This window comes from Nonomuraea sp. NPDC050404, from assembly GCF_040655495.1.
In the GTDB taxonomy this organism is placed as follows: domain Bacteria; phylum Actinomycetota; class Actinomycetes; order Streptosporangiales; family Streptosporangiaceae; genus Nonomuraea.
The window spans coordinates 785,344-811,157 of sequence record NZ_JBFAKB010000001.1 but is presented as its reverse complement, the minus strand read 5'-3'; the positions used below and the strand labels follow the sequence as shown (position 1 = coordinate 811,157).

21 protein-coding genes are annotated in these 25,814 nt (G+C 73.0%); 11 read left to right on the top strand and 10 right to left on the bottom strand.

What is annotated here, in order from left to right; genetic code table 11:
• Window positions 1-36: 36 nt before the first annotated feature.
• The 7 genes from AB0I81_RS03600 (at window position 37) to AB0I81_RS03570 (ending at window position 9,934) form a co-directional block, all read left to right on the top strand.
• Complete coding sequence (locus tag AB0I81_RS03600; RefSeq protein ID WP_360649224.1) at window positions 37-1,914, top strand: S9 family peptidase; 1,878 nt, start codon at window positions 37-39, stop codon at window positions 1,912-1,914.
• On the top strand, window positions 1,878-3,188 hold the full coding sequence (locus tag AB0I81_RS03595; protein WP_360649221.1) for a serine hydrolase domain-containing protein: 1,311 nt from the start codon (window positions 1,878-1,880) through the stop codon (window positions 3,186-3,188). Before AB0I81_RS03600 ends, AB0I81_RS03595 begins: the two co-directional genes overlap by 37 nt.
• A gap of 35 nt (window positions 3,189-3,223) precedes the next feature.
• Window positions 3,224-4,852, top strand: a complete 1,629-nt coding sequence (locus AB0I81_RS03590; RefSeq protein WP_360649218.1) for a helix-turn-helix domain-containing protein — start codon at window positions 3,224-3,226, stop codon at window positions 4,850-4,852.
• Window positions 4,853-4,944: 92 nt separating this feature from the next.
• A complete protein-coding gene (locus AB0I81_RS03585) occupies window positions 4,945-6,516 on the top strand; it encodes an ABC transporter substrate-binding protein (RefSeq protein WP_360649215.1) in 1,572 nt (523 codons plus the stop codon).
• 3 nt (window positions 6,517-6,519) lie between these two features.
• Entirely contained in the window at window positions 6,520-7,461 is a 942-nt protein-coding gene (locus tag AB0I81_RS03580) for an ABC transporter permease (RefSeq protein WP_360649212.1), read from the top strand.
• Complete coding sequence (locus tag AB0I81_RS03575) at window positions 7,461-9,272, top strand: dipeptide/oligopeptide/nickel ABC transporter permease/ATP-binding protein (protein ID WP_360649209.1); 1,812 nt, start codon at window positions 7,461-7,463, stop codon at window positions 9,270-9,272. Before AB0I81_RS03580 ends, AB0I81_RS03575 begins: the two co-directional genes overlap by 1 nt.
• Window positions 9,269-9,934 carry an ATP-binding cassette domain-containing protein gene (locus AB0I81_RS03570; protein ID WP_360649206.1) on the top strand — a complete coding sequence of 222 codons (666 nt, stop codon included), beginning with the start codon at window positions 9,269-9,271 and terminating at the stop codon, window positions 9,932-9,934. The genes AB0I81_RS03575 and AB0I81_RS03570 overlap by 4 nt, the downstream gene beginning before the upstream one ends.
• Here the strand turns inward: AB0I81_RS03570 and menC are convergent.
• From menC to AB0I81_RS03545, 5 genes are all read right to left on the bottom strand, one after another.
• Window positions 9,924-11,024 (bottom strand): o-succinylbenzoate synthase, encoded by a 1,101-nt coding sequence (gene menC, locus AB0I81_RS03565; RefSeq protein ID WP_360649203.1) that lies wholly within the window; start codon window positions 11,022-11,024, stop codon window positions 9,924-9,926. The genes AB0I81_RS03570 and menC overlap by 11 nt on opposite strands.
• The gene (locus tag AB0I81_RS03560; protein ID WP_360649200.1) at window positions 11,021-11,785 is read right to left on the bottom strand and encodes a GNAT family N-acetyltransferase; all 765 of its coding nucleotides are present in this window, start codon (window positions 11,783-11,785) and stop codon (window positions 11,021-11,023) included. The genes menC and AB0I81_RS03560 overlap by 4 nt, the downstream gene beginning before the upstream one ends.
• Window positions 11,786-11,903: 118 nt before the next feature.
• A complete protein-coding gene (locus tag AB0I81_RS03555; protein WP_360649197.1) occupies window positions 11,904-12,329 on the bottom strand; it encodes an acyclic terpene utilization AtuA family protein in 426 nt (141 codons plus the stop codon).
• Between the two features lie 59 nt (window positions 12,330-12,388).
• The gene (locus tag AB0I81_RS03550; RefSeq protein WP_360649194.1) at window positions 12,389-13,987 is read right to left on the bottom strand and encodes a Na+/H+ antiporter; all 1,599 of its coding nucleotides are present in this window, start codon (window positions 13,985-13,987) and stop codon (window positions 12,389-12,391) included.
• A gap of 162 nt (window positions 13,988-14,149) precedes the next feature.
• The gene (locus AB0I81_RS03545) at window positions 14,150-16,894 is read right to left on the bottom strand and encodes an AAA family ATPase (RefSeq protein ID WP_360649191.1); all 2,745 of its coding nucleotides are present in this window, start codon (window positions 16,892-16,894) and stop codon (window positions 14,150-14,152) included.
• A gap of 163 nt (window positions 16,895-17,057) precedes the next feature.
• Between AB0I81_RS03545 and AB0I81_RS03540 the strand changes: the two genes are divergently transcribed.
• From AB0I81_RS03540 to AB0I81_RS03530, 3 genes are all read left to right on the top strand, one after another.
• Window positions 17,058-17,216 carry a hypothetical protein gene (locus AB0I81_RS03540; protein WP_360649188.1) on the top strand — a complete coding sequence of 53 codons (159 nt, stop codon included), beginning with the start codon at window positions 17,058-17,060 and terminating at the stop codon, window positions 17,214-17,216.
• A 585-nt stretch (window positions 17,217-17,801) separates the two neighbouring features.
• On the top strand, window positions 17,802-18,569 hold the full coding sequence (locus AB0I81_RS03535; RefSeq protein ID WP_360649185.1) for a hypothetical protein: 768 nt from the start codon (window positions 17,802-17,804) through the stop codon (window positions 18,567-18,569).
• A 2-nt stretch (window positions 18,570-18,571) separates the two neighbouring features.
• Complete coding sequence (locus AB0I81_RS03530; RefSeq protein WP_360649182.1) at window positions 18,572-19,327, top strand: hypothetical protein; 756 nt, start codon at window positions 18,572-18,574, stop codon at window positions 19,325-19,327.
• Window positions 19,328-19,542: 215 nt separating this feature from the next.
• Here AB0I81_RS03530 and AB0I81_RS03525 read toward each other — a convergent pair whose 3' ends face one another.
• Window positions 19,543-21,168 carry a HAMP domain-containing sensor histidine kinase gene (locus AB0I81_RS03525; protein ID WP_360649179.1) on the bottom strand — a complete coding sequence of 542 codons (1,626 nt, stop codon included), beginning with the start codon at window positions 21,166-21,168 and terminating at the stop codon, window positions 19,543-19,545.
• Window positions 21,165-21,887, bottom strand: coding sequence for a response regulator transcription factor (locus AB0I81_RS03520; protein ID WP_360649176.1), 723 nt, complete (start codon window positions 21,885-21,887; stop codon window positions 21,165-21,167). Before AB0I81_RS03520 ends, AB0I81_RS03525 begins: the two co-directional genes overlap by 4 nt.
• A gap of 91 nt (window positions 21,888-21,978) precedes the next feature.
• Here AB0I81_RS03520 and AB0I81_RS03515 point away from each other — a divergent pair, with 91 nt between their 5' ends.
• Window positions 21,979-22,794 carry an aminoglycoside phosphotransferase family protein gene (locus AB0I81_RS03515; RefSeq protein ID WP_360649173.1) on the top strand — a complete coding sequence of 272 codons (816 nt, stop codon included), beginning with the start codon at window positions 21,979-21,981 and terminating at the stop codon, window positions 22,792-22,794.
• Here the strand turns inward: AB0I81_RS03515 and AB0I81_RS03510 are convergent.
• The 3 genes from AB0I81_RS03510 to AB0I81_RS03500 are packed head-to-tail and all read right to left on the bottom strand — an operon-like array spanning window position 22,763 to window position 25,752.
• Window positions 22,763-23,674 (bottom strand): carbohydrate ABC transporter permease, encoded by a 912-nt coding sequence (locus AB0I81_RS03510; protein WP_360649170.1) that lies wholly within the window; start codon window positions 23,672-23,674, stop codon window positions 22,763-22,765. The two genes, AB0I81_RS03515 and AB0I81_RS03510, sit on opposite strands and share 32 nt — an antisense overlap.
• 3 nt (window positions 23,675-23,677) lie before the next feature.
• A complete protein-coding gene (locus tag AB0I81_RS03505; RefSeq protein WP_360649167.1) occupies window positions 23,678-24,589 on the bottom strand; it encodes a sugar ABC transporter permease in 912 nt (303 codons plus the stop codon).
• Window positions 24,586-25,752, bottom strand: a complete 1,167-nt coding sequence (locus AB0I81_RS03500) for an extracellular solute-binding protein (RefSeq protein ID WP_360649165.1) — start codon at window positions 25,750-25,752, stop codon at window positions 24,586-24,588. The genes AB0I81_RS03505 and AB0I81_RS03500 overlap by 4 nt, the downstream gene beginning before the upstream one ends.
• Window positions 25,753-25,814 lie beyond the last annotated feature (62 nt).

The window sequence follows — 25,814 nt, the reverse complement described above, 5'->3', positions numbered from 1 at the left end:
GAAGCAGATGGGGTACGGGTGCCCTACGGTTTCGATATGCCTCGTATCGACCTCGACGACCTCTTCCGCTTCGCCGTGCCTTCTGACCCGGCCCTGCGTCCGGACGGCGGCGCGGTCGCGTACACGCTCACCACGATCGACCGGGACGCCGACGAGAACCACACCGAGATCTGGCTCGCCGTCCCCGGCGCCGAGCCGCGCCGCCTGGCCGAGGGCAGCGCGCCCCGCTGGTCGCCCGACGGGCGGAGGCTGGCGTTCCTGCGGCAGGTGGACGGCGCGCCGCAACTGCACCTGCTGCCCATGGACGGCGGCGAGCCGAGCCTGCTGACCGGGGCGGCGCTCGGCGCCGGTCCCGCGTGCTGGTCGCCGGACGGGACCCGGATCGCCTACGCCGGGCCGGTCGGCCCCGGCGGCCGGGCGCCCGACCCGAACGCGCCCGTCGTCGCCGACCGGCTCGACCACAAGGCCGACGGCAGCGGGCTGCTGCGCGGGATCACCACGCACCTGTTCGTGACGGACGTCTGGTCGGGGGAGACGCGGCAGGTCACCGAGGGCGACTTCCACGCGGGGGCGCCGTCCTGGTCGCCGGACGGCACGCGGCTGGCGTACGTGGCGAACCCGGACGACGACCGCGACCTGCGGCCGGGCGGCGCCGTATATGTCCTGCCCGCCACCGGAGGCGAGCCGGAGCGGCTGACCGAGCCGGGGCTCATCTGCGCCGGCGTGTGGTGGCTCGGCGAGCGGCTGGTCACCGCCGCGCTCAAGGGCAACCCCGTCGGCCACACCCGCCTGTACACGCTGGGTCCAGGCGGCGCGGCCGAGGTCGAGACGGGCCTGGACCGCAACGTGATGACCGGCCATCCCGGCTACCCCGGCGCCTCCCCGGCCCTGCTCGGCGACGGCGACCTGCTGTTCTGCGTGCGCGACGGCGGCTGCACGCACCTGTACCGGATCCCGGACGGCGAACTCGCCCGCAAGATCGTCCCCGAGGACGTCAGCGTGGCGGGCGCGAGCACCGCGGCGGGCCGGGTCGCCTACGTGGCCGCGACCCCGCACAGCGCCGGCGAGGTCTACCTCCTGGAGCCGGGCGGGACGACCGCGCGCCGGCTCACCGATCACGCGATCGCCGACCTGGACCCGTACGTGCCGGTCCGCCGCACCTTCACCGCCCCCGACGGCACCGAGGTCGAGGGTTACCTGCTGCGCGACGAGAACGCCACCGCCCCGGGCCCGCTCCTCCTTGACGTCCACGGCGGCCCGCACAACGCCTGGACCCCCGTGCTCGACGGCTTCCACCTCTACCACCAGGCCCTGGCCGCCAAGGGCTGGACGGTGCTCGCGCTCAACCCGCGCGGCAGCGACGGCTACGGCGAGGCGTTCTACACCGCCGCCGTCGGCTCCTGGGGGCTCGCCGACACCCAGGACTTCCTGGCCGCCATCGACACGCTGGTGGCCGACGGCGTCGCCGACCCCGACCGGCTGGCCGTCACCGGCTACAGCTACGGCGGCTACATGACGTGCTGGCTGAGCGGCGCCACCGACCGGTTCAAGGCGGCGATCGCCGGAGGCGCCGTCACCGACCTGACCAGCATGTCCGGCACGTCCGACATGGGGCACGCGATCACGGCGTACGAATGCCCGGGAGACCTGGCCGCCCAGTCCCCGCTGACCCGCGTCGGCGAGGTCACCGCGCCCACCCTCCTCCTGCACGGCGAGAACGACGACCGGTGCCCCGTCGGCCAGGCCGAGCAGTGGTTCACCGCGCTGCGCGAGCGGCGGGTGCCCGCCAGGCTCGTGCGTTACCCGGGGGCCTCCCACCTGTTCATCCTGAACGGCCGGCCCTCACACCGCTTCGACTACAACGAAAGGATCATCGCGTGGCTGGAGCAATGGGTCAGCGGCTCCCCGAGCTGATCGCCGAGTACGAGGTTCCCGGCGCGGCGCTGGCGTACCTGCACCAAGGAGAGCTGCACGAGTTCGCCGCCGGCACCCTCAACACCGCCACCGGCGTCGAGTCCACCACGGACTCGCTCTACCAGATCGGCTCGATCACCAAGGTCTGGACCGCCACGCTGCTCATGCTGCAGATCGAGCGGGGCAACCTCACCCTCGACACCCCCGTCGCGCAGGTGCTGCCCGAGTTCAGGGTGGCCGACGCCGAGGTCACCAAGACCGTGACGATCAGGCACCTGCTCAGCCACACCAGCGGCATCGACGGCGACCTGTTCCTGGACACCGGGCGCGGCGACGACTGCGTGGAGAAGTACGTCGCGGCCTGCGCCGACCTGGTGCAGAACCACCCGCTCGGCGTCACCCAGTCCTACTGCAACTCCGGCTTCACCGTCGCGGGGCGCGTCCTGGAGCGGCTGACCGGCAAGCGCTGGGACGACGTGCTGCGCGAGGACATCATCGAGCCGCTCGGCCTCACCCACACCTGGACGCTGCCGGAGGACGTGCTGCGCTTCCGCGCCGCCATGGGCCACGTGGACGGCGCGCCCGCCCCGGTGTGGGGGCTCATGCGCTCCGCGGGACCGGCCGGCCTGATCTGCGCCCGGCCCGCCGACGTGGTGTCCTTCGCCAGGGCGCACCTGGAGGGCGGGCTGCTCGACGACCCGCGGGCCATGTGGGAGCCGCAGGTGGACATCCCGAACCCGTACACGCTGGGCCGCCAGTGGGGCATCGGCTGGATCGTCGACGAGTGGGACGGCCGGCGGGTCATCTCCCACGGCGGCAACACCATCGGCCAGCACGCCATGCTCTGGGCCGTGCCGGACACCGGCACCATCGTGTGCGCCGCCGCCAACGGCGGCCACACCGGCGCCTTCACCCGCGCCGTGGCCACCGAGCTGTTCAAGGAGCTCGACGGCCTGACCGTGCCGCCCGTGCTGGGCCCGCCCGGGACGCCGGTCGAGGTGGACGCCGCCCGCTACACCGGCCTCTACGAGCGCGCGGGCGCCAGGATCACGGTGTCGCTGCGGGACGGCGCGCCGTGGTTGCGGATGGAGCCCACCGGCGCGCTGGCCGGGCTGCAGCAGCCGCAGGAGTGCGAGCTCACCGCGGTGGACGAGACCACGTTCGTCTTCAAGACGCCCGATTCGCCCGAGTGGATGTCCGCGGTGTTCTTCGAGCTGCCCGACGGCTCCCCGTACGTGCACCTCGGCGCCCGCGCGACCCCGAAAACCGGCTGAAACGGGCGCGCGGCGGCGTGCACTATCGTGACCTCATGAGGGACCGCCCGCGCGCCAGCCTCGGGCGGATCATCCACGACCTGGGCACGACCGTGCTCGACGTGGCCGCCTCGCCCGGCGACCTCGACGCCGAGGTGACCGGTGTGCACGTCTACGACCCGCTCGACGAGCTGATCGTGCCCGCGGGCGCGATCGTGCTCGCCGTCGGCGTCCAGGGCGCGGGCGACATCCTCGGGCTGCTCGCCCGCGTCCCGCACGCGGCGGGCGTGGTGGTGAAGCTGCCCGTGGACGTGGACGAACGGGTACGCGCCGTGGTCCTGGAGACCGGCGTGGCCGTGCTCGGCCTGACCAGGGCCGCCTCCTGGGCGCAGGTGGCGGCGCTGCTGCGGTCGCTGCTGGCCGAGGGCGAGCTGGCCGAGTCCGGCGACGACGCCCACGGCGACCTGTTCGCCCTGGCCAACGCCGTGTGCGCGCTGCTCGACGCGCCCGTCACGATCGAGGACAGGTCCTCGCGGGTGCTGGCCTACTCCGGCCGGCAGGACGAGGCCGACCAGGGCCGCGTCGAGACCGTGCTCGGCCGCCAGGTGCCCGAGCGCTACCTGCGCCTGCTCGACGAGCAGGGCGCCTTCAAACGGCTCTACCAGAGCCAGGAGCCCATCCACATCGAGCTCGACGACGGCAACGTGATCGACAGGGCCGCCATGGCGGTGCGGGCCGGCGACGAGATCCTCGGCTCCATCTGGGTGGCCGTGCGCGAGCCGCTCAGCCCGCAGCGGCGGCGCGCGCTGGCCGACGCCGCCAAGGTCGTGGCGCTGCGGCTGCTGCACGAGCGGGCCGGGGCCGACACCCAGCGCCGGCTGCGCGCCGACCTGCTGTCCACGGTGCTGGCGGGCGGGGCGGACGCGGCCGAGGCGGCCGGCCGCCTCGGCATCGCCACCGCCCACCTGTGCGTGCTGGCCGCCCAGCTCACCCACGATCCGAACGGTGGCGGGCCCGCCGACCACCCGGCCGATCACGCCGCCGACAGCGCACGTGCCGAGAGCGACCGGCAGCGCTTCTGCGACGCGCTCGCGCTGCACGTCGCCGCCATCCATCCCAAGGCCGCGGCGGCGCTGGCGGGCTCGGTCGCCTACGCCGTGCTGCCCCTGACGCCCGGCGGCGACGAGGAGGCCAGGGCCGTGCGCGTGGCCGAGAGCTTCCTGGCCAGGGTCGGTCCCCGGCACGCCGCCAACATCGGCGTCGGCCGCCTGGCGCTCAGCCTCGGCCAGGTCGCCAGGTCACGCGCCGACGCCGACCGCGCCCTGCGCGTGCTGCGCACCCGGGGCGTCGCCGGTCAGGCCGCCGGGTACGCCGAGGTGCACTTCGAGTCGCTGCTGCTCCAGGTCGCCGACGTGGCCGCCGCCGAGGAGCAGGCGCCGACCGGCCCCTTCCAGCGGCTGCTCGACCACGACGCCGAGCACGGCACGGAACTGGCCGCCACGCTGGAGGCCTACCTCGACGCGTTCGGCGACGTGAGCGTGGCCGCCGCCCGCGTGCACGTGCATCCCAACACCTTCCGCTACAGGCTCAAGCGCCTGGTCGAGATAGGGCGCCTGGACCTGAGCGACCCCGACGCGCGGCTCACCGTGCAACTACAGATGCGGGTCTTCGGCCGACGGCACTAGGAAGCCCGGCTTTTTCGTGACCGGGCACGAAGCACGCGCCCCGGACGACCGGCAAGGGTGGTGCCCTCCCCCCTTGCTGTCTGGAGTACCGCATGAGAACACCACAAGCGGCGGCCCTCACCGCGCTCGCCCTGCTCGCGGCCGCCTGCGGAGGCGCGGAAGGGGGCGGCGGGCCGGCCGGGGGCGGCACGTTCACCTACGCGCTCCCCTCCGACCCCGGTGTGCTCGACCCCGCGGGGGCCGTGCTGAACGTCACCATCACCACGCTCTCGCTCGCCTACGACACCCTGATCGGCGTGACCAAGGACGGCAAGGTCGTGCCGGCCCTGGCGGAGAAGTGGGCGGTCGAGCCGGACAAGGTCACCTTCACCCTGCGCAAGGACGCCACCTGTTCCGACGGCTCCCCGGTCAAGGCGTCCGACGTGGCCGCCAGCGTCAACCACATCGCCGATCCCGCCACGAAGTCGCCCATCTACGGCGTGCTGATGCCCACCGGCATGAAGGCCGAGGCCGACGACGCGGCCGGCACCGTGGCCCTGTCCATGCCGAAGCCGTTCAGCTTCATCCTGGAGAACGCCCGGAGCATCTTCGTCGTGTGCGGCAAGGGCGTCAAGGACCGTTCGCTGCTGGCCCGCTCGACCTCCGGCAGCGGCCCGTACAAGCTGACCGAGGCGGTGCCGGGCGACCACTACACGTTCAAGGTCCGCAGGGAGTACGTCTGGGGCCAGAACGGCGCCAACGCCAAGGACGTTCCCGAGACCGTGGTGCTCAAGGTCGTGCCGAACGAGCAGACCGCCGCCAACCTGCTCGTCGCCGGCTCCGTCAACGGCGTCACCCTGTACGGCCCCGACCGCACCCGCCTGGAGGCCACCCCCGGCGTCCGCAAGATCGTCGAGTCGGTGGCCAACGGCCAGTTCTTCTACCATCAGGGCGACGACCGGCCCGCCAAGGACCCGGCCGTACGCAAGGCGCTCACCCAGGCCGTCAACCTGAAGGAGCTGTCCGGGATCGCCTCCAGCGGCACCGGGAAACCCGCCACGGGCCTCGTCCTGCACCCGCGCCCCTGCCAGGGCGACTCCATCAGCGGCCACGTGCCCGCCCACGACCCGGCGGCCGCCGCCGCGGCGCTCGACGCGGCGGGCTGGCGGGCGGGCTCCGACGGCGTGCGGGTCAAGGACGGCAAGCGGCTGACCCTGCGCTACCTGTACGCCACCACCCGCGGAGCCGGTACGCAGGCCGCCGCCGAGTACCTGGCCACCGCTTGGCGCAAGGCCGGGGCCGAGGTGAAGCTGAACGGCCAGATCGACACCAAGCTGTCGGAGTCGATCAACGTCACCCAGGACTGGGACGTCGTCTGGCTGCCCATCGGCCTGCAACTGCCCAGCCAGCTCATCGGCTTCATGTCCGGCCCCGCCGCCCCCAAGGGCGCCAACTTCGCGCACCTGGCCAACGACAAGTACGAGTCGCTCGTCGCCAAGGCCGGCCAGGTGCCCGCCGCCGAGGGCTGCGACCAGTGGCTGGCGGCCGAGACCGCGCTGATCGAGAACGCCGACCTGGTGCCCGTGGTCGAGCAGACCGTCCTGCAGGCCGCCAAGGGCGCCACGTACGAGCAGATCGCCGGCCTGTTCGTGCCCACCTCCATCCGGCTCACCCAGGGAGGCTGATCGATGAGCCGCCGTCCCGGCGTGCGGCGGCTGGTGCGCTTCCTGGTGTCGCTGGCCGTGCTCATGGTGGTGTCGTTCGCGATGATCCACCTCATCCCCGGCGACCCCGTGCGCGCCTCCCTGGGCCCCGCCGCGCCCGTGGAGCTGGTCGAGGCGCGCCGGGCGGCGCTCGGCCTCGACCGGCCGCTGCCGGAGCAGTTCCTCACCTACGTCACCGGCGTCCTGTCCGGCGACTTCGGGACCTCCTTCCTCACGGGCGAGCCCGTGGGCGAGGTCATCGTGACCCGCCTGCCCAACACCCTCGCGGTGGCCCTGCTCGCCACCGTCCTGGCCCTGCTGGCGGCCGTCCCGCTGGGCATGTGGGCCGCCGTCCGCACCGAGAACGGCCGCAACCGCGGCACCGACCTCACCTTCAGCGCCACGACCGGCACCGCCGTGGCCGTGCCCGAGTTCCTGTACGCCATCGCGCTCGTGGCCGTCTTCGCCATCGCGCTCGGCTGGCTGCCGCCCGCGGGCAAGGCGGGGCCGGCCACGTACGTGCTGCCCGTGCTGGCCCTGGCCACGGGACCGGCCGCCATGATCGCCCGGATCGCCCGCGTGGAGACCCAGCGCGAGCTGGGCAAGGACTACGTGCGGCTGGCCAGGGCCAAACGGCTGCCCGCCGCCCGGCTGCACGTGCGGCACGTGCTGCCCAACACGCTCACCGCCACCCTCACCGTCGGCGGGCTGCTGCTGAGCTCGCTCATCGCCGGCGGCGTGCTGGTCGAGTACGTCTTCGCCTGGCCGGGGCTCGGGCTGAAGATCGTCGAGTCGATCACGCAGAAGGACTATCCGGTGGCCCAGGGCGTGATCCTCGTCTACGGAGCCATCGTGCTGGTCGTGAACCTCGCCGTCGATCTGGCGCTCGGCGCGCTCGACCCGACGTCGGCGATCAAGGAGGCCTGATGGGCTGGTTGCGCAGGAACGTGCCCGGAGCCGCCGGGGCGCTCATCGTCGCGATCATGGTGGTGCTGGCCGTCACCGGCCCGATCGTCTGGGGCGAGGCCGCCGACCGCATCGACGCCGGCGCCATACTCCAGGGCTCGTCGCCGGGACATCCGCTCGGCACCGACAACCTCGGCCGCGACCTGCTGGCCAGGGTGCTGGTCGCCGGGCGGTTCTCGCTCCTGCTGGCCCTGGCCGCCACGCTGATCGGCGCCGTCGCCGGCGTCGTGCTCGGCACGCTCCCCTCGGTGCTGCCCGCCCGCGCCGCCCGGCTGGCCACCGGCACCGTCAACGCGCTGGTGGCCTTCCCCGGGCTGCTGCTGGCCATGTTCACCGCGGTCGTCACCGGGCTGGGCGCGCGGGGCGCGGTGCTCGGCATCGGGGCGGCCATCGCGCCGGGATTCGCCAGGCTCACCCAGACGCTGGCCGCCAGGATCGCCGGGGCCGACTACGTCTCGGCCGCCCGCATGCTGGGCGTGCCCCGCCGCCGCATCCTGACCCGGCACGTGCTGCCCAACATCGCCGAGCCGCTGATTCTCAACCTCGCCCAGGCGTTCGGCGGCGCGCTGCTCGGCCTGGCCGGCATGTCGTTCCTGGGGCTCGGGGTGCAGCCGCCGCAGTACGACTGGGGACGGCTGCTGTTCGACGGGTTCCCGCGCATCTACGTCACGCCCGAGGTGGCGCTCGGCCCCGCCGCCGCCATCGCGCTGGCCGGAATCGGCTTCAACCTGCTCGGCGACGCCCTGGCCAAGGCCGCCGCGCGGACGTCCGAGGCCCGGGGGCAGGCCGCGGGGCCGCCCGCGCCCGGCCCGGCGGGCGAGCCGGAACCGGGCGCCGTGCTGGAGGTGCGCGACCTGACCGTCGCCTTCCCCGGCGGCGTCACGCCGGTACGCGAGTTGTCGCTGACCGTGGCGCCCGGCGAGATCGTCGGCCTGGTGGGCGAGTCCGGCAGCGGCAAGAGCCTGACCGCCGCCGCCATCGGCGGGCTCGTGCCCTACCCGGGCAGGGTCACGCACGCGGCGCTGCGCCTCGACGGCGAGGACGTGGCCGCGCTGACCGACAGGGAGCTCGGCACCAGGCTCGCCATGGTGTTCCAGGACCCCCTCGCGGCGCTCAACCCGGCGCTCAAGGTGGGCGGGCAACTCGCCGAGGTGGCCGTCGTGCACGAGGGCGCCGGCCGCGCCGAGGCCCGCCGCCGCGCCGTGGACCGCCTCGGCCAGGTGCACCTGCCCGAGCCCGCCGCGCTGGCCGCCAGGCACCCGCACGAGTTGTCCGGCGGCATGCGGCAGCGCGCCGTCATCGCGATGGGCCTCATGGGCACGCCCCGCCTGATCATCGCCGACGAGCCCACGACGGCCCTGGACGTGACCGTGCAGCGGCAGATCCTGCGGCTGCTGCGCGAGGTCGTCGAGGAGACCGGCGCGGCGACGTTGTTCATCTCCCACGACATCGCCGTCGTGGGGGAGCTGTGCGACCGGGTCGTCGTCATGTACGCCGGGCGCGTGGTGGAGGAACTGCCCGCCGGCCGCCTGGTCACCGGGGCCGCGCACCCGTACACCAAGGCGCTCATCGCCTCCCTGCCCGAGCTGGACACCGACCGCGACCGGCCGCTGGCCGGCATTCCCGGCAGCCAGCCCGGTCCCGCGCAGGTCGGCGCCGGCTGCGCGTTCGCCCCGCGATGCGCCCTGGCCACCGAGCGGTGCGAGACGGAACGCCCCGAACTCGTCGCCCACGACCCCGGGCAGCGGGTCGCCTGCTGGGAGGTCAAATGATCATCAAGAACCTGAGCGTGCGCTTCGGCCGCTTCACCGCCGTGGACGATGTCACGCTGGAGATCCCCGACGGCCAAGTCGTCGGGCTCGTCGGGGAGTCGGGGTCGGGCAAGTCGTCGCTGGCCAGGGCGGTGTGCGGGCTCGTGCCCCACACCGGCAGCGTGACCGGCGCGCCGCGCACGCAGATGGTGTTCCAGGACCCGTACGCCTCGCTCGACCCCCGCATGACCGTCGCCGCGACGATCGCGGAGGGCGCCGGGGCGGGCGAGGTGGCGCGGCTGCTCGACCTGGTGCGGCTGCCCGCCGAGCTGGCGGGCCGCTACCCGCGCGAGTTGTCGGGCGGGCAGCGCCAGCGTGTCGCGATCGCCCGCGCCCTCGGCGGGAACCCGGAGCTGCTGGTCGCCGACGAGATCACCAGCGCGCTCGACGTGTCCGTGCAGGCCGCCGTGCTGAACCTGATCCGCGGGCTGCGCGAGGAGCTGGGGCTGACGATGTTGTTCATCTCGCACAACCTGGCCGTCGTCCGGTACGTGGCCGACGTCGTGGCCGTCATGCACCGGGGCCGCCTGGTCGAGGTCGGGCCCGCCGAACAGGTCGTCGGCGAGCCCGCCCACGAGTACACGCGCGCCCTGCTGGCCGCGGTCCCCAGGCTCAGAAGGTGATCCACTCCGTTGAGGTCGTGACCTCCTCCAGCACCGACGGGATCGGCTCGACCCCGATCCCCGGCCCCGTGGGCACCTCCAGATGGCCGTCCACCAGCTCGAACGGCTCGGTCACGTCGGTGGCGTAGTAGCGGCGCGAGCCGGAGGTGTCGCCGGGCAGCGTGAAGCCGGGCAGGGCCGCCAGCGCCACGTTTGCCGCCCGCCCGAGGCCCGTCTCCAGCATGCCGCCGCACCACACCGCGATCCCGTTGGCCCGGCACAGGTCGTGGATCCGCCGCGCCTCCAGGTAGCCGCCGATCCGGCCCGGCTTGATGTTGATGATCGAGCACGAGCCCAGCGCGATCGCGGCGGCGGCGTGCTCGGCCGACTCGATCGACTCGTCCAGGCAGATCGGCGTCCGCAGCTGGGTCGCCAGCTTGGCGTGCTGGACCAGGTCGTCGTTGGCCAGCGGCTGTTCGATCAGCAGCAGGTCGAAGTCGTCCAGCCGGGCCAGGCGGCGGGCGTCGGTCAGGGCGTAGGCCGCGTTCGCGTCCACCTGCAGCAGCACGTCGTCGCCGAACCGCTCGCGGACGGCGCGGACCGGCTCGACGTCCCAGCCGGGCTCGATCTTCAGCTTGATGCGGACGTAACCCTCGTCGAGGTAGCCCGCCACCGCGTCCAGGAGTTGCGGGATCGAGTCCATGATGCCGACCGACACGCCACACGGCACCCGCGTCCCGGCCGCGCCGAGGAACTCCCCGAACGACTCGCCGGCCGCCCGCAACTGCGCGTCCAGCACGGCCGTCTCCAGCGCCGCCTTGGCCATCCGGTGGCCCTTGATCGGCTCCAGGGCGCGGCCGACGTCCTGCGCGCGCACGTTCTTCGGCAGCGCGGGCAGCAGGAAACGGCGGATCATCTCGGCGGCGCCGTCCACGTACTCGGAGGAGTAGAGCGGCTCGGACATGGCCACACACTCGCTCCAGCCCTCGGCGTCCGGCGTCACCACCCTGACCAGCAGCACGTCGCGGGAGGTCTCGGTGCCGAACGAGGTGCGGAACGGCGCCACCAGCGGCATCGCGATCCGCCGCAGCTCTACTCCAGTGATCTTCACGCTCTCTCCACGATGTAGTGCGACTTCCCTGAGAACCCCGTGACCCTGCGGCCCTCCGCCATCAGACCCCCCAGCACATCACGTACGGCGTGCCGCCACGCCTTGCCCGCCCCCGGATCCGCGCGGCGCAGCCCCTCGATGTCGGCGGGCACCGCGACCAGCAGCACGTCGGCGTCCATCGACCCCGGCACGGGCCGCCCGCCCTCGTCGGCCAGCGCCACCACCGCGTCCGCGGGCACCGGCGTCACGTACGGCTCCAGCCGCGCCAGCGCCGCCACGTGCGGCGCGGCCAGCGGCCAGGAGGCGAGCACCCGGTCGGACTCGTCGCCCTGGTTGACCGCGTCGGACATGACACCGTAGAAGCACGGCAGGTACTCCACCGGCCTGGCGCCCAGCTTGGCGAGGTTGAAGTGCGCGTTGCGGCGCACCAGGGGGTCGTAGGTCCAGGTGATCCGCTCAAGGCCGCGCTCCAGGGCCCAGCGGCGCTGGTGCTGCTTGAGCTCGAACCCGGCGCCCCGGCGCGTCGCGCCCGTGACGTGCGAGTGCAGCGCGCCGCCGGCGGCGAGGAACCCCGTCGAGCCGCCGATGAGCCGGTCACCGTCGAACGCGCCGGCCACGTAGCCGCCGGCGTGCGACAGCGCCCGCATCAGCTCCAGGGTGATGGGCGGCTCGCCGGGGCTGAAATGCCAGATGTCATCGAAGAGCGCGTGCACCCGCTCGAACTCCGCCATCTCGTGGAGCTCTCTGACCTCGATCAACATGCCGCCCTTTCCTCATGGCTCGGCTCCATGGCCGACGGTATGCCATCCCCGGCCGTCCGCGATTCGTCCGGGCGCACTAACAGGGCGCTCGTTTTGGTGGTGATGGCCTACCCGGCGATCAGCGGGCTCCGGCGTGCAGGGTGTCGAAGGAGCTGCGGCCGTCGCGCCAGATCTCCACCGCGCACGGCCCCGGCCGCGCCACCAGCGCCAGCCCCGCCGCCGTCGCCCCGGCCAGCGGCCCCTCATCGTCCCTCGTCCAGCCGTAGTGCCACATGCCCGCCGCCACCACCGGCGCGGCGGGGCAGCAGCCGGGCGCGGTGAGCACCACGTCCAGCCCCGCGCACAGCAGCCCGGCGATCTCCTCGGCGTTTCGCGCGGGCCGGGCGCAGACCCGCAGCCCCGGGAACTCCGGCATCGGGCCGTCGCCGGCGTAGATGAGCCTGATGCCGGTCCTGTACGGTCCCGGGCCGCTGTCGTGCCAGCCGCAGGCGACGACGTCGACCGACTCGGCAGACCTCCATGTGCCGATGCGCAGCATGTTCATTGACTACCCTTTGCCGCGAACCGTCACACACTGTCACGGCTTTTCCCGTCCGCTCGGCTTCACCGCAGGCTCCTGGCGTCCAGGCGGCGCAGCACCCGCGACACCACCGCCGGGTCGGCGCTCGGATCGCGCCTGGCCGCCAGCACCGCCTGCCTGGCGGCCGACATCATCTCGGTCTCCACCCGGCGCAGCAGCCGCACCCGCCTGGCCCGCTGCTCGTACGCCTCGCGCCGCTCCTCGTCGGCCGCCTCCGGGCTGATCCGCATCCCGAGGTCCATCATCCGCCGTTGCAGCACCTCCACCACGTCGTCGGGCAGGTCCTCGGCCTCGTCGATCTCCCGCAGCCGCCGCTTGGCCGCCTTGGCCGCGCGCACGGCCAGCCGCTTCTCCAGCTCCCGCTCGGCCGCCGTGTCGGCCTTGACCCCGAGCCTGCCCACCAGCCACCGCAGCGTCAGCCCCTGCACGACCAGCGTCGCCAGGATGACCGAGAACGCGATGAACACGATCACCGCCCGCTCGGGGAACGGCCCCCCGTCGTCCGTCTCCAGCGGGATGGCCAGCGCCAGCGCCACCGACGCCACCCCGCGCATGCCCGCCCACCACATGACCACGGTCTCGCGCCAGCTCAGCGGGATCTCGGTGTCCTCCTGCCCGGCGCCGCACACCTTCCCGGCCAGTCTCCTGGCCAGCCAGGCCGCCGGGAGCAGCCACAGCAGCCGTACGAGCACCACGACCCCGACCACGGCGGCGCTCCAGGCCAGCAACGTCCCGAGCCGCCCGTGCACGGTGCCCAGCACGGCGTGCAACTCCAGCCCGATCAGCCCGAACGCCACCCCCGTCACGAGCGTGTCCACGACCTGCCAGAACGTCGTCGAGGCGAACCTGCCGAACACGTCGTCGGCGTCCAGCATGCGGTCGCTCAGATAGAACGCGCTGGTCAGCACGGCGAGCACACCGGAGCCGCGCAGCTCGTCGGCCAGCGCGTAACTCACGAACGGCACCACCAGCGACAGCCCGACCTGCAGCGTGGCATCGCCCAGCCAGCCCATCAGCCGCCCGCCCAGCCACCCCATCGCCAGCCCCACGAGCACCGCCACCACGGCCGACAACACGAACTCGCCCAGCGCCCCCGGCCAGGAGAACGAGCCGGTCACGACCGCCGCGATCGCCACGTGGTAGAGCACGATCGCGGTCACGTCGTTGAACAGGCCCTCGCCTTCGAGCAGCGACACCATGCGCCTGGGCAGCCCGAGCCGCCCCGCCACCGCCGTGGCCGCGACCGGGTCGGGCGGCGCCACCAGCGCGCCCAGCGCCGCGGCGGCGGCCAGCGGCAGCCCCGGCACGAGCGCGTGCGCGGTGGCCGCCACCGCCGCCGTCGTCACGAACACCAGCGCCACGGCCAGCAGGAAGATCGGCTGCCAGTTGGCCGCGAACTGCCGCCAGGACGTGCGCTGCACGGCCGCGTACAACAGCGGCGGGAGCAGCAGCGGCAGCACGATGCCGGGCGGCACGTCCACGTTCGGGACGAAGGGCAGCACGGCCAGCAGCAGGCCCAGCAGTGTCATCAGCACCGGCGACGGCAACCCCAGCCGGTCGCCCAGCGGAACCGTGATCAGCGCGCCCAGCAACACCAGCATGAGCAGCACGAACTGATCCACGACGCCCCCCACTCACCGTGTGACCAGCGTAAACGAGCAAACCCCGAAGATCCCTGAGGCCCGCCCCCGCGCGCTCGGCCCGACGCGCCGAAGAGCCCGCGCGCTCAGTCGCCGGGCTGAAGAGCCCTCGCGTTCAGCCCACGCGCCGATGGTCCCCCGCGCTCAGTCCACGCGGGCCTGGATCTTCGTGGTCAGGGCCACCCGGGAGTTCACGCCCAGCTTGGCGAACGCGTTGCCCAGGTGGTACTCGATGGTCTTCACGCTCAGCACCAGCTCCCTGGCCACCTGCCGGTTCGTCATCCCGGTCGCCACCAGCCGCGCCACCGCCTGCTCCTGCGGCGTCAGCCGCATCAGCGGCGAGGTCCCGGACTCCGCCCTGGGCAGCCCGCACGCGCTCAGCTCCCGCTCGCACCGATCCATGTACGGCAGCGCCCCCAGCCGCGCGAACAACCCCAGCCCCAGTTCGAGTTGCGACTGCGCCTGCCTGCGCCGCCCCAGCCTGCGCAGGAACCTCCCGTACGCCAGCCGCAACCGCGCCTCGTCGAACGGCGACCCCGCCACCCCGGAGTGCGTCAGCCCGGCGGCAAAGGCCGACTCGGCGGGCTCGTTCTCGTGCCTGGCCGCGTGCAGGCCGCCCCTGCACCGGGCCGCCGCAGCCAGCGCGGAACGCCTGCCGCGCCGCCCCGCCAGCCGCTCCATCCCGGCCAGCTGCACCTCGGCGCGCTCCAGTTCGCCCAGCGCCACCAGGGCGTCGATCAGCAGGTCGAGCCACTGCACGATGCCGGGCTCGTACACGATGTCGTGCACCTTCACCGACAGCAGCGGCTCCAGCGCCTCCACCGTGCGGGCGTGGTCGCCCCTGGAGGCGGCCAGGTGGGCGGCGGCGCTGCACGAGTACGCCAGCGCGGCCACCGCCTCCACGCTCGCGCCCTTGCCCGAAACGGCCGCCTCCACGTGCGACTCCGCCGCGATCCAGTCGCCGCGCGCGGCCGGGACCAGGGCGGCCAGCGCGTGGCAGACGGGCGAGAGCCACCGCTGGTCGGCGTCGTCGGCGACGGAGGCGGCGGTCTCGGCGTGCAGGCCGGCGTCCTCCCAGCGGCCCGCCCGGTACTCGGCCTGCCCCAGCATCGCCATCGCGAGCATGCGGAAGGGCACCGAGCGCTCCCCGCAGGCCGCGACCGCGCCGGACAGGTCGGCCAGGCCGCCCGCCAGGTCGTCGCTGCACATGCGCAGCACCCCGCGGCCGAGCAGCGCGTCCAGCTCCGCGATCGACGCCGACGAGGGTGAGGGCAGGTCCGCGGTGGCCGCCAGCGCGGCGTCGATCTGTCCGGAGATGCCCAGTCCGGTGAGCAGGGTGTAGCGGTTGTAGTCGACGCTGAAGCGGTAGCCGGGGGAGTTCCTGGCCCGCTCCGCCCACCGGGCGGCCTGCCTGCCCTCGGCCTTGACCAGGCAGAGCATGGCGAGTTGTTGCGCCGCCCGCGCGGCCAGGCCCGACTCGGGCGGTCCCGCGCGCTCCCAGGCGGTGACGAGGTGCGCGCGCGCCTCCTCGACGTGGCCGCGCACCATGGCCAGGTGCCCCTGCGCATAGCCGCGCACCGCCGGGTGGGCCCGTTCCGGCAGGGTGGCGATCAGCCTGGCGGCCTCCTCCACCCGCCCGTCGAGCAGCAGCGCCTCCACCGCCTCCGCGGCCAGCGGAGCGGGATCGCCCGACAACTCCGCCGCCGCCTTGAGATGCTCGGCCGCGCTGCCGAACGCGCCGAGCCGTACCTGCGCCCTGCCCAGCTCCGCCAGCTCGCCGGCCAGGTCCGGGCTCGGGCCCGCCACCGCCTCGATGCGGTGGCGCAGCCGCGCCTGCTCGCCGTCCGCCACCAGCGCGGCCCGCGCGTGCAGCGCCGAGCGGTGCGCGGGGCCGAGGTCGCGGTAGACGGCCGCGCGGTCCAGCGGGTGCGCGAAGGCCGCCACCGGGCCGCGCGCGGAGGAGCGTTCCAGCAGCACGCCTTCGCGCACCGCCTGCTCCAGCGCCTGCAGCGGCTCCTCCACCCCGGCCGCCCTGGCCGCCAGGTGCAGCGGGCACGACAGGCCCAGCACGCTCACCGCGCTGATCAGCTCCCGGACCGGCGGCGCGCACCTGGCCACCTTCGCCAGCACCAGCAGCGCGTACGAGCGCGGCGCCGGCAACGGCTGCCCCAGGTCGTCCAGCGCCGCCGCGGGCACCTCCTCCAGCAGCGCCCGCAGGTGCAGCGGCACCCCCTCCGTGTGCTCGACCAGCCGCGCCAGCCCGCGCTGCGACACCGCGCCGCCGCCCAGCCCGCTGACCAGGGCCCCGACCTCGGGCGTACGCAGCCCGGACAACCGCAACCGCCGCGTCGTGTCCGCGGTCACCAGCCGCAGCAGCCCCTCCGGGCCCGCCAGCGCCGCCGCGTCGCGCAGCATGAGCACCGCCAGCACCCGGTCCACGCGCAACCTGCGCAGGCAGAACGTCAGCGCCCGCAACGTCGGCTCATCCGCCCAGTGCACGTCGTCCACGACCAGGCAGAGCGGCTCGCTGCGCTGCCGCTCGCTCACCACGTCCAGCAGCGCCGCCCCGACCGCCAGCGGGTCGGGCAGCGCCGCCGGATCGGCCAGCCCCAGCTCCGCCAGCGGTGGCGGCAGCCCGCCCGCCCCGCCGAACAACCGCGTCAGCGTCCCGTACGCCAGCAGCTGCTCACCCTCGTCGCCATCGGTGAACAGCAGGTCGTTCGCCCCGCACCCCACCAGGAACCGATGCACCAGGGTCGTCTTCCCGATCCCCGCCGGCCCCTCCACCACCACGAGCCTGGGCAGCCCGGCGCGGGCGCGCACGAACTCCTCCCCCAGGCAGCCCAGCTCGTGATCCCGCCCTACGAACGCCACGATCGGCTCAGCCATGCCGGCCTCCCGACTCCCTGGCTCTAACGTTTCCGTGCCGGGGCGGGCCCCTCAAGTAACACTTGGCTGTCTCCTGTCCAGAGTCTGGGCGAAAATCAGGGGTTATCCCCAGGTGCCCGTCCGCCGTACGCCTCCCTACGCTCGCGGTGAGCCGGGAGGAGTGATGCGGTTCATCGTGGATATGGAGTACGCCCCGGACGGCATACACGGGCTGGTCACGCGCGAGGGCTGCGACTGCGCCGTGCCGTTCCACGGGTGGCTGGAACTGCTGCGCGAGCTCGAAGGGCCCTACTCCCGGGGTAATCCCTGGGACGGTCCCTGAAGCGCCGCGGCCGGCAAAGCCAGATCATGTGAGGCGTCCCCCGTGGGAGGGGCGCAGGTGGAGACCTTCCGGCCGTTCGCGGAGGGACGGCCAGGGTCTTCGCCGCGCAGGGGAAGGTGCCCGCCGGCCCCCGTGGAGCAGCTGCCACGTCGCAGCGCCGGTCCTCGCCATGCCGGCGCCGGGTCCGGCGGCCACCGGGGCGGTGCCGCAAGGTAGCCATGCGGGATCGCCCCGGGGCACCTTCACCTGTTCCTTCCGGGTTCCTTCCCGGGTTCCCTCCCGGGTGGCGCGCCTGCAGCGGTGCTTCTCCGGGCGATGCGCCCGGGGTACGGACGCCCGCGCACCCGCCCGCGGCGGCGGCTTCCCCGGCGGTCCGCCGCGGGTCCGCGCGCGATCGGCGCGCGCACGGCCGGACCGGAGTCGTGCGGTTCACGGGGCCGCACGACCCCGGTCCCGGCCATCCCGCCGGCCCGATGCGCGGAGAGTGGGGTTGCCCGGGACTTTACCTTTCAGGACCTGACGCCATCATTGCACTGTGTGATAGTAATGTGACACTACGTATCCACAGCGGTTCGGGAGATCTTCATGGTGGCGTACGCGCTCTCGATCATGGCGGCGGTGGGCGCGGTTGCGCTCACCGCCTTGGTTTTCAGGCGGGTGAAGACGGCAGGCGAGGACCGGGATCCCAACGGCCCATCCGCGGCCCACGCCGGGGCGATGTTGTCGGCCATGTTCCTGCTGGTGTTCGCCATCGCGATCATCGTGCCGTGGACCACGGCCGACGCCGCGCGGCTCAACACCCACACCGAGAGCCAGGCCACGGTCGACGCCTACTGGGCCGCCTCGGGCCTGCCGGGTTCGGCGCCCGAGGAGGTGCGCAGGTCGCTGCGTGACTACGTCGCGTTCGTGGTGCGCGAGGAATGGCCGGTCATGGCCGAGGGCAAGATGCACCCGGTGGGCGCCGAGCGGATCGACGACCTGCGCGGCCGGGTCAACGCGCTGCAGACGGGCGACGACGAGGAGGAGGACGCCAAGGCCACGGTGCTGGAGCACATGAGCGCCATCTCCACGGCCCGCGCCCAGCGCACCGCCGACGCCGCCGCCTCGCCGCCCGAGGGCCTGCTGTTCCTGACGATCCTCACCGGCGTGCTGGTCATCGTCTTCCCGTTCCTGGCCGGGGCCAGGCCGCGCGGGCTGGCGATCCTGCCGCTGGTGGCCACGGCGGCGCTGCTCGGTTTCGGCACCTACCTGTCATGGGACATCTCCCGCGCCTTCGCGGGTCCGCTCGCGGTCGGGCCCGAGGCGTTCCAGGGGGCGCTGGACGAGTTCACGCGGATCGCCGGGGGGATGTGATCGTGGTCGTCAGGCGTGCGCCGCTGCTGCTGGCCGCCGCCCTGATCGCGACCGCCGCGGTGGGTCCTGCGGCGGGCACTGCCGTGGACGCAGCGGCGGGTCCTGTGGCGGGCACTGCGGCGGGCACTGCGGCGGGTTCTGTCTCGGGCACTGCGGCGGCCGGCCGGGACTCGCGGGAGGTCGGGACGGTGGTGGCCGTTCCCGCCGCCAGGCCGCGTGTGGTGGCGATGGCCGGGCCGGTTCCCGCGCCCCGGCCGGTGCCCCGGGTGACCGTGCGGCCGCCCAAAAGGCCCGTTCCGCCCAGGAGGCCCGAGCCGCCCAAAAGGGTCACCGTGGGGCCTCAGGTGAAGGTGCCGAGGGTGGCGACGCGGCGGTCGCCGAACCCCAAAGTGTCGATCTCGATGCCTCGGGCCAAGCGGCGCGCGACGCCCGAGGTCACGGTGCCGCGGGTGACGGTCTTTCCCGACGGAGTGTGCGCGGGTGCGGTCGTGCTGGGGGAGTGTCCGCGCGTGGGGCCGCGGGCGGTGCCCAGGGTCGTGCCGCCTTTGCCGCCGCCCCTGGCGCCGGTTCAGGTGTTGCCCGTCCCGGAGCCCACGCCGGCCCCGAGCTCCAAGCCGGCCCCGTCGGCGCGGTCGCGGGCCAAGCAGCTTGAGCCGCCGTCCAGGCGGCGCAATCCGATGAACTCCGTCCTGCTCACGGTGGTGCTGGTGACGGCGATCACCTCGACGACGGCCGTGGCCTTCCGTGCGCGGCGGTAGCCGGTTCGAGTCCTTCCGCGTGACCCGCTGTTTGACTTATGCGAATACCGGGTTGTCATGGTCGATCGGGCGGATGTCGCCGTAAATGCGGTTTTTCGCGCAATTCGGTGGGTGTTATGGGCGGCCCTGAATGGTGGTTTCGCTGATGTGCCGATTGCGGCCGAAAAGGGTTTCGGCGTGCCTGAACCGATCGTGAACGGAGTGAGAACAGGAGGTCAGGAGCTTCCTGGGCCCCGTAGCGGGAGCAGCACGCGGAAGGTGGTGCCGTGGCCGGGGCGGCTGTGCGCCTCGATGCGGCCGTCGTGCGCCTCGACCAGTGCCGCCGCGATGGCCAGGCCCAGGCCGGTGCCGCCGCTGTCGCGGGAGCGGGCGGCGTCGGCCCGGTAGAAGCGGTCGAAGACCTGCGGCAGGTGCTCGGGGTCGATCCCGGGCCCGTCGTCGTGCACCTCGACGACCGCCACCGGCCCCGCCACCTCGGCCCCCGCGACCATCGCCGGCCCGCCCGCCTTCCCCGCCCGGCCCGTCGTGCCGCCCGCTTTCCCCGCCCGGCCGTCCGGCCCGTCCGCTTCCGTCGCCCGGCCGGTCGGCCTGGTCGTTTGCGTCATCCGGTCCGCCGGTGTGTCCTCCTGGGTCACCCGTACCAGGATGGTGGTGTCGGGAGGGGTGTGGGCGACGGCGTTGCCGACGAGGTTGGTGATCACCCGGTGCAGGCGGTGCTCGTCCCCGACCGCCCGCACCGGACGTTCGCCCAGCTCCAGCTCGATCGCCCGGCCGGGGTCGCGCGCCCGCGCACCGTGCACCACGTCGCCGGCGATGACGTGCAGGTCCACCTCGGTCAGGTCCAGCGCCCGCTCCTGGTCCAGCCTGGCCAGCAGCAGCAGGTCCTCCACCAGCACGCCCATCCGCTCCGCCTCGCCCTCGATGCGGCTCAGGATGCGGGCCACGGCCGGCTCGGGCTCGCTCCTGCCGTGCCGGTACAACTCGGCGAACCCGCGGATGGACGTCAGGGGCGTGCGCAACTCGTGCGAGGCGTCGGCCAGGAAGCGGCGCAGCCGCCGCTCGGAGCGCTCCCGCTGGCGCAGGGCCTCGCCGAGGCGGCCCAGCATGACGTTCAGCGCCTGGCCGAGCCGGCCGGTCTCGGTACGCGGGTCGCTGTCGGACACCCGGCGGTCCAGTTCGCCCGCCGCGATCGCGGTGGCCGTACGTTCCATCCGGGTCAGCGGGCGCAGCCCGAGCCGTACCACCACCAGCGCCACCGTCCCCAGCAGGACGAGCACCAGCGCGCCCGCCGCCGCCTCGATGAGCAGCAGTTCCTGTACGGTGCTCCGGTTGGACTCCAGGGAGATCGACACGGCGGCCCTGTTGCCGTCGGGCAGGGCCACGACGATCGTGCGCCACTCGGCCGAACCCGTCCTGGCCGGCACCGTGAAGGGGCCGGTGGGCGGGGCGGCGATCGCGTGGGCGGGCACGGCGGGGCCGTCGCCGGAGTCGGGCAGGCGGCGGACGAGCTTGCTCGTCGGGCTGTAGAAGTCCACCCGGAATTGGCTGGGCAACTCCACGTCCCGGCGCGGCGGCGGCCGTTCGGAGGCGGGCGGCAGGGGCTCGCCGGGCAGCGGCAGGCGGGGCGCGCCGGGCGGCGGTCCCTTCCTGAAGGTGGCGGCGAAGTCGGTGAGCTGCGTGTCCACCCGCGACATCAGCGACCGGTCGAGCAGCAGCACCCCCGCCGCCGCGAACACCGCCAGCGCCGCCGCCGACAACCCCAGCAGCGCCGCGAGCAACCGGTGCCGCAACGGCCAGGCCGCTCTCAGAGTCCGTGCCCGGCAGGCCGGGGCCGCTCTCATCGGCCGCGGTCCAGGAGGGTCTGGTCGCGCAGGGAGTAGCCGACGCCGCGCAGCGTGTGGATCAGTGGCGGGCCGTCGGCGTCGATCTTGCGGCGCAGGTAGCTGATGTAGGACTCCACGATCCGGCTGTCGGCACCGAACCCGTGGTCCCACACCCGGTCGAGGATCTGGGACTTGCTGACGACCCGCTCCGCGTTGATCATCAGGTAGCGCAGCAGCCCGAACTCGGTCGGCGACAGGTGGATGCGCCGCCCGGCCCGCCGCACGACGTGGCTCTCCTCATCCAGCTCCAGGTCGGCATAGCGGAGCAGCCCGTCGTCGCGGGAGTCCGCGCGCGGCCCCGTACGCCGCAGGATGGCCCGGATGCGCAAGACCACCTCCTCCAGGCTGAACGGCTTGGTCACGTAGTCGTCGCCGCCCGCGGAAAGCCCGGCGATCCGGTCGGCCACCGTGTCGCGCGCGGTCAGGAAGAGAATCGGCGGCCCCCCGCCGTCGGGCCGCAGCCGCTGCGCCACCGCGAACCCGTCGAGGTCGGGCAGCATCACGTCCAGCAGGATGATGTCGGGCCGCTCCCGGCCGGCGCGGTCCAGCGCCTGGTTGCCCGTCGCGGCCGTGCGCACCTGGAAGCCGTTCAGCTCCAGGGCGTCCAGCAGCAACTCGCGGATGTTGGGCTCGTCGTCCACCACGAGCACCACGGGTGATCCGGGCGCGGAGTCCATGCGACCTGTTCTACCTCCCTTACCTGGGAATCTGGTGAAAAAACGCGATGCGGCGCCGTCGCGGCGCGTGGCACACTGACCGATAGCGATCATGGGGGGTGGCAAGGTGCAGGGCGAAGAGGTGCTCACAGGCGGCGTCAACCACGTGGTCCGCACGGGCGACACGGTACGCAGACCGGCCGGCCCCTGGACCCCCGCCGTGCACGCGCTGCTGCGGCACCTGGCCGGGCGCGGGTTCACCGGCGCGCCCAGGGCCCACGGGCTCGACGAGCAGGGGCGGGAGATCCTCGACTTTGTGCCGGGCGAGAGCGCCGACTACCCGCTGCCGGACTGGGTGCGCACCGACGAGGTGCTGGCGGCCGTGGCCAAACTGCTGCGCGAGTACCACGACGCCACCGTGGACGCCCCGAGGCAGGGCCCCTGGTACTTCCCGCCCGTCGAACCGGCCGAGGTGATCTGCCACGGGGACGTGGCCACCTACAACTGTGTGTTCAGGGACGGGCGGCCGGTCGCGTTCATCGACTTCGACACCGCGCACCCCGGGCCGCGCGTCTGGGACGTGGCCTACGCGGCCTACCGGTTCGTGCCGTTGCACCACCCGGCCGACGGCGACGGCATTCCGGTGGCGGAGCAGGCGCGGCGGCTGCGGCTGTTCGCCGACGCGTACGGGCTCGGCGACGCCGACCGGGAGGCGCTGGTGGAGACCGCGCGGGCGCGCCTGGAACACCTGGTCGGGTTCATGCGTGAGCGGGCCGCCGCGGGGGACGCGGCCTTCGCCGGCCACGTCGCCCGCGGGGACGACCGCTTCTACGAGACGAACATGGCGCACCTCGAACGCCACGCGGCCGAACTGGCCCCGATCACACCCGGGCGCGTCACTTCCCGAAGCCCACGGTCAGACCGCTGAGGAGCTGGCGGCGGCCCACCACGTACAGGATGAGGATGGGCAGCGTGGTCAGCACCACCGAGGCCAGCACCGCCGGCACGTTGATGCTGTACTGGCCCTGGAAGCTCGCCAGCGCCAGCGGCAGCGTGCGCTTGTCCGGGCTCTGCGTGAGGATCAGCGGCAGCAGGAACCCGTTCCAGATCTGCAGCGCGTTGTAGATCGTCACGGTCACCACGGCGGGGCGGGTCAGCGGGAACGCCAGCCGCCAGAGCATCCCGCTCTCGGTCGCGCCGTCGAGCCGCATCGAGTCGAACAGCTCCTTCGGCACGTCCCTGATGAAGTTCGACAGAACCAGCACCGACAGCGGGATCGCGAACGCGATCGACGGCAGCATCAGGGCCACCAGCGAGTCGTACAGGCCGAGCTGGATGATGATCAGGTAGACCGGGATGATCGTCGCCTGCAGCGGGATGGCCAGGCCCATCAGGAACAGTGAGTTCGTCCAGCGCAGGAGGCGGCTGCGGCCGCCGCGCACGATCGCGTACGCCGCCATGAAGCTGACGATCACGGTCGGCACCACGGCGCCGACCGTGGTGATGACGCTGTTGATGAAGTACTGGACGAAGTCGGCCTCGATGACCATCCGGTAGTTCGCCAGCGTCGGTTCGGACGGCGGCGCGAACGGGTTCTCCAGGTAGTACCGCGACTGCGACTTGAAGCTCGTGATGACGATCCAGTAGATCGGCACCATCACGATCGCCAGCCAGAACACGCTGGTCAGCCCGGCCAGCCAGTTGGGGCGCTCACCGTTGCGGGGACGCTTGCGGCGCCGGCGGCCGCCGCCGTTCTGCGACATGGTCTCGGCCGCGCGCTGCGGCGCCCGGGTGGGGACGGTCGTCATGCGTCAGGCCCCTTCGAGCTGGCTGTGGGTGGAGTCGCGGCCGCCCAGCCGGCGCAGCAGCAGCGACAGGGCGAGGCCGAACAGGACGAGGATGACCGCGATCACGCTGGCCGGCCCCATGAGGTTGGCCCTGAATCCGCGCTGGTACATGTCGACCGCGAGCGCCCGTGTCGCGTCGCCGGGACCGCCCTCGGTCAGTACCCAGATCAGGTCGAACAGGGTCAGCGAGCCGACCACCATCAGCGTCGAGGACGTGATGATCGTGTACTTGAGCTGCGGCAGCGTGATGCTGAAGAACCGGCGTACGCGGCCCGCGCCGTCCAGCTCCGCGGCCTCGTACATCGAGCGCGGGATCTGCCGGACGCCGCCTTGGTAGATCAGCGCGTGGAACGGGATGTACTGCCAGGACACCACGAAGACCACCACGCCGAAGGCGAGGACGGGGTCGCCCAGCCAGTCCTGGACGAGGATGGGGATGCCCAGGCCGGAGCCGAGCCCGAAGTTCGGGTCGAGCAGCGCCTTGAACATGATCGCCAGGGCCGCCGAGCTGAGCAGCAGCGGGATGAAGAACAACACCGACAGCACCGCCCGGTACCGCTGCTGTCCCGCCAGGAACGCGCCCATCAGGATGCTCGCCGGCGTCTGGACCGCCCACGACACGGCCATGACGAGGAAGGTGATCCAGAGCGCGTGCGGCAGGCCCGGGTCGGCCAGGATCGCCGCCCAGTTGCCGAACCCGGCGATGTTGATCTCGCCGAGCCCGTCCCACTGGGTGAAGCTGAGAGCGAGCACCCCGACCAGCGGGATGATGGCGAAACCGATGAAGAACACGAGCGCCGGGACGGTCATCCACGCGAGTGAGCCGCCACGGCCCGCGCGAGCGGCGGGCCTGGCGGTGGACGTGACCGCGCTCACTTGCCGATGACCGCGTTCATGTTCGTGGCGAATTCCTGCGGCGTGACCGAGAGCTGGAACAGCTTGGAGATGTTGTCCAGCAGTACCTCGGCCGCCGTGGGGCTGAGCGCCTGGTCCCAGGACTGGGCGAAGGACTTGGCGTTGACGGCGATGTTGTAGACGAAGTTCAGGAAGTCGGCGTCCTTGCTGCCGGCGAACTGCGCGTCGGCGCCCTTGACGATCGGCACCGCGCCGGTGCCCACCCACTCCTTGATCGCCGTGTCGTCCACTAGCGCGCTGCTGAAGAACTTCTTGGCGGTCTCCTTCTGCTCGGGCGTGGCCTTGGAGGAGATCGACATGTACTGGCCGGGGTTGCCGACCGTGTTGCCGGGGTCGCCCTTGCCGCCGTCGATGGGCGGGAAGTTCATGTAGCCGAGGTTGCCGCCGGAGACGAAGTCGCCGCCGTCGGTGGACATGCTGCCGTAGGTCCAGCCGCCGTGCAGCATCATCGCGGCCTTGCCGGTGTAGAGCAGGGCCTGGTCGGCGTTGGAGTCGGCGGTGATGGAGGAGAAGCCCTTGACGAAGCCGTCGGCCTTGACCAGTTCCTGCACCATGCCCAGGGCCTTGATGGAGTCCGGGTGGTTCCAGGCGTCCTTCTCGCCGTCGAACACGGCCTGGAAGATCTCGGGGCCGGCCAGGCGGTCGTAGAGGAACTCCAGCCACATCATGTTCGTCCAGCGTGACTGGCCGCCGAGCGAGAACGGCGCGATGCCCTTGGCGTTGAACTTGGGCACCAGGTCCATGATGTCGCCCCACGTCTGCGGGGGCTGCGCGCCGATCTTGTCGAAGGCCCGCTTGTCGTAGTACAGGACGATGGGCTGCATCGTCTCGCAGGGCATCGCGTAGATCTTGCCGTCGATGGTGGCGGCGCCGAAGGAGGAGGGGAACAGCTTGTCCTTCAGCGCGGCGTTCTGGTCGAACCACGGCGTCAGGTCCTCGACCTGGCCCGCCTGCACGTAGCTGCGCAGCGTGCCGCCGCCCCAGCCCCAGATGAGGGTCGGCGCCTGGCCCGCGCCGATCGCCGTCTTGATCTTCGTCTTGTACGCGTCGTTCTGGAAGGTCGTGCCGGTGATCTTGGTGTTCGGGTTCGCCTGGTTGAACCGTTCGACGGTCCTCGTGCGCACGCCCTCCTGCGGCTGCGTCGACAGGTACCAATAAGTGGCTCCGCCGCCACCTCCGCCGCCTG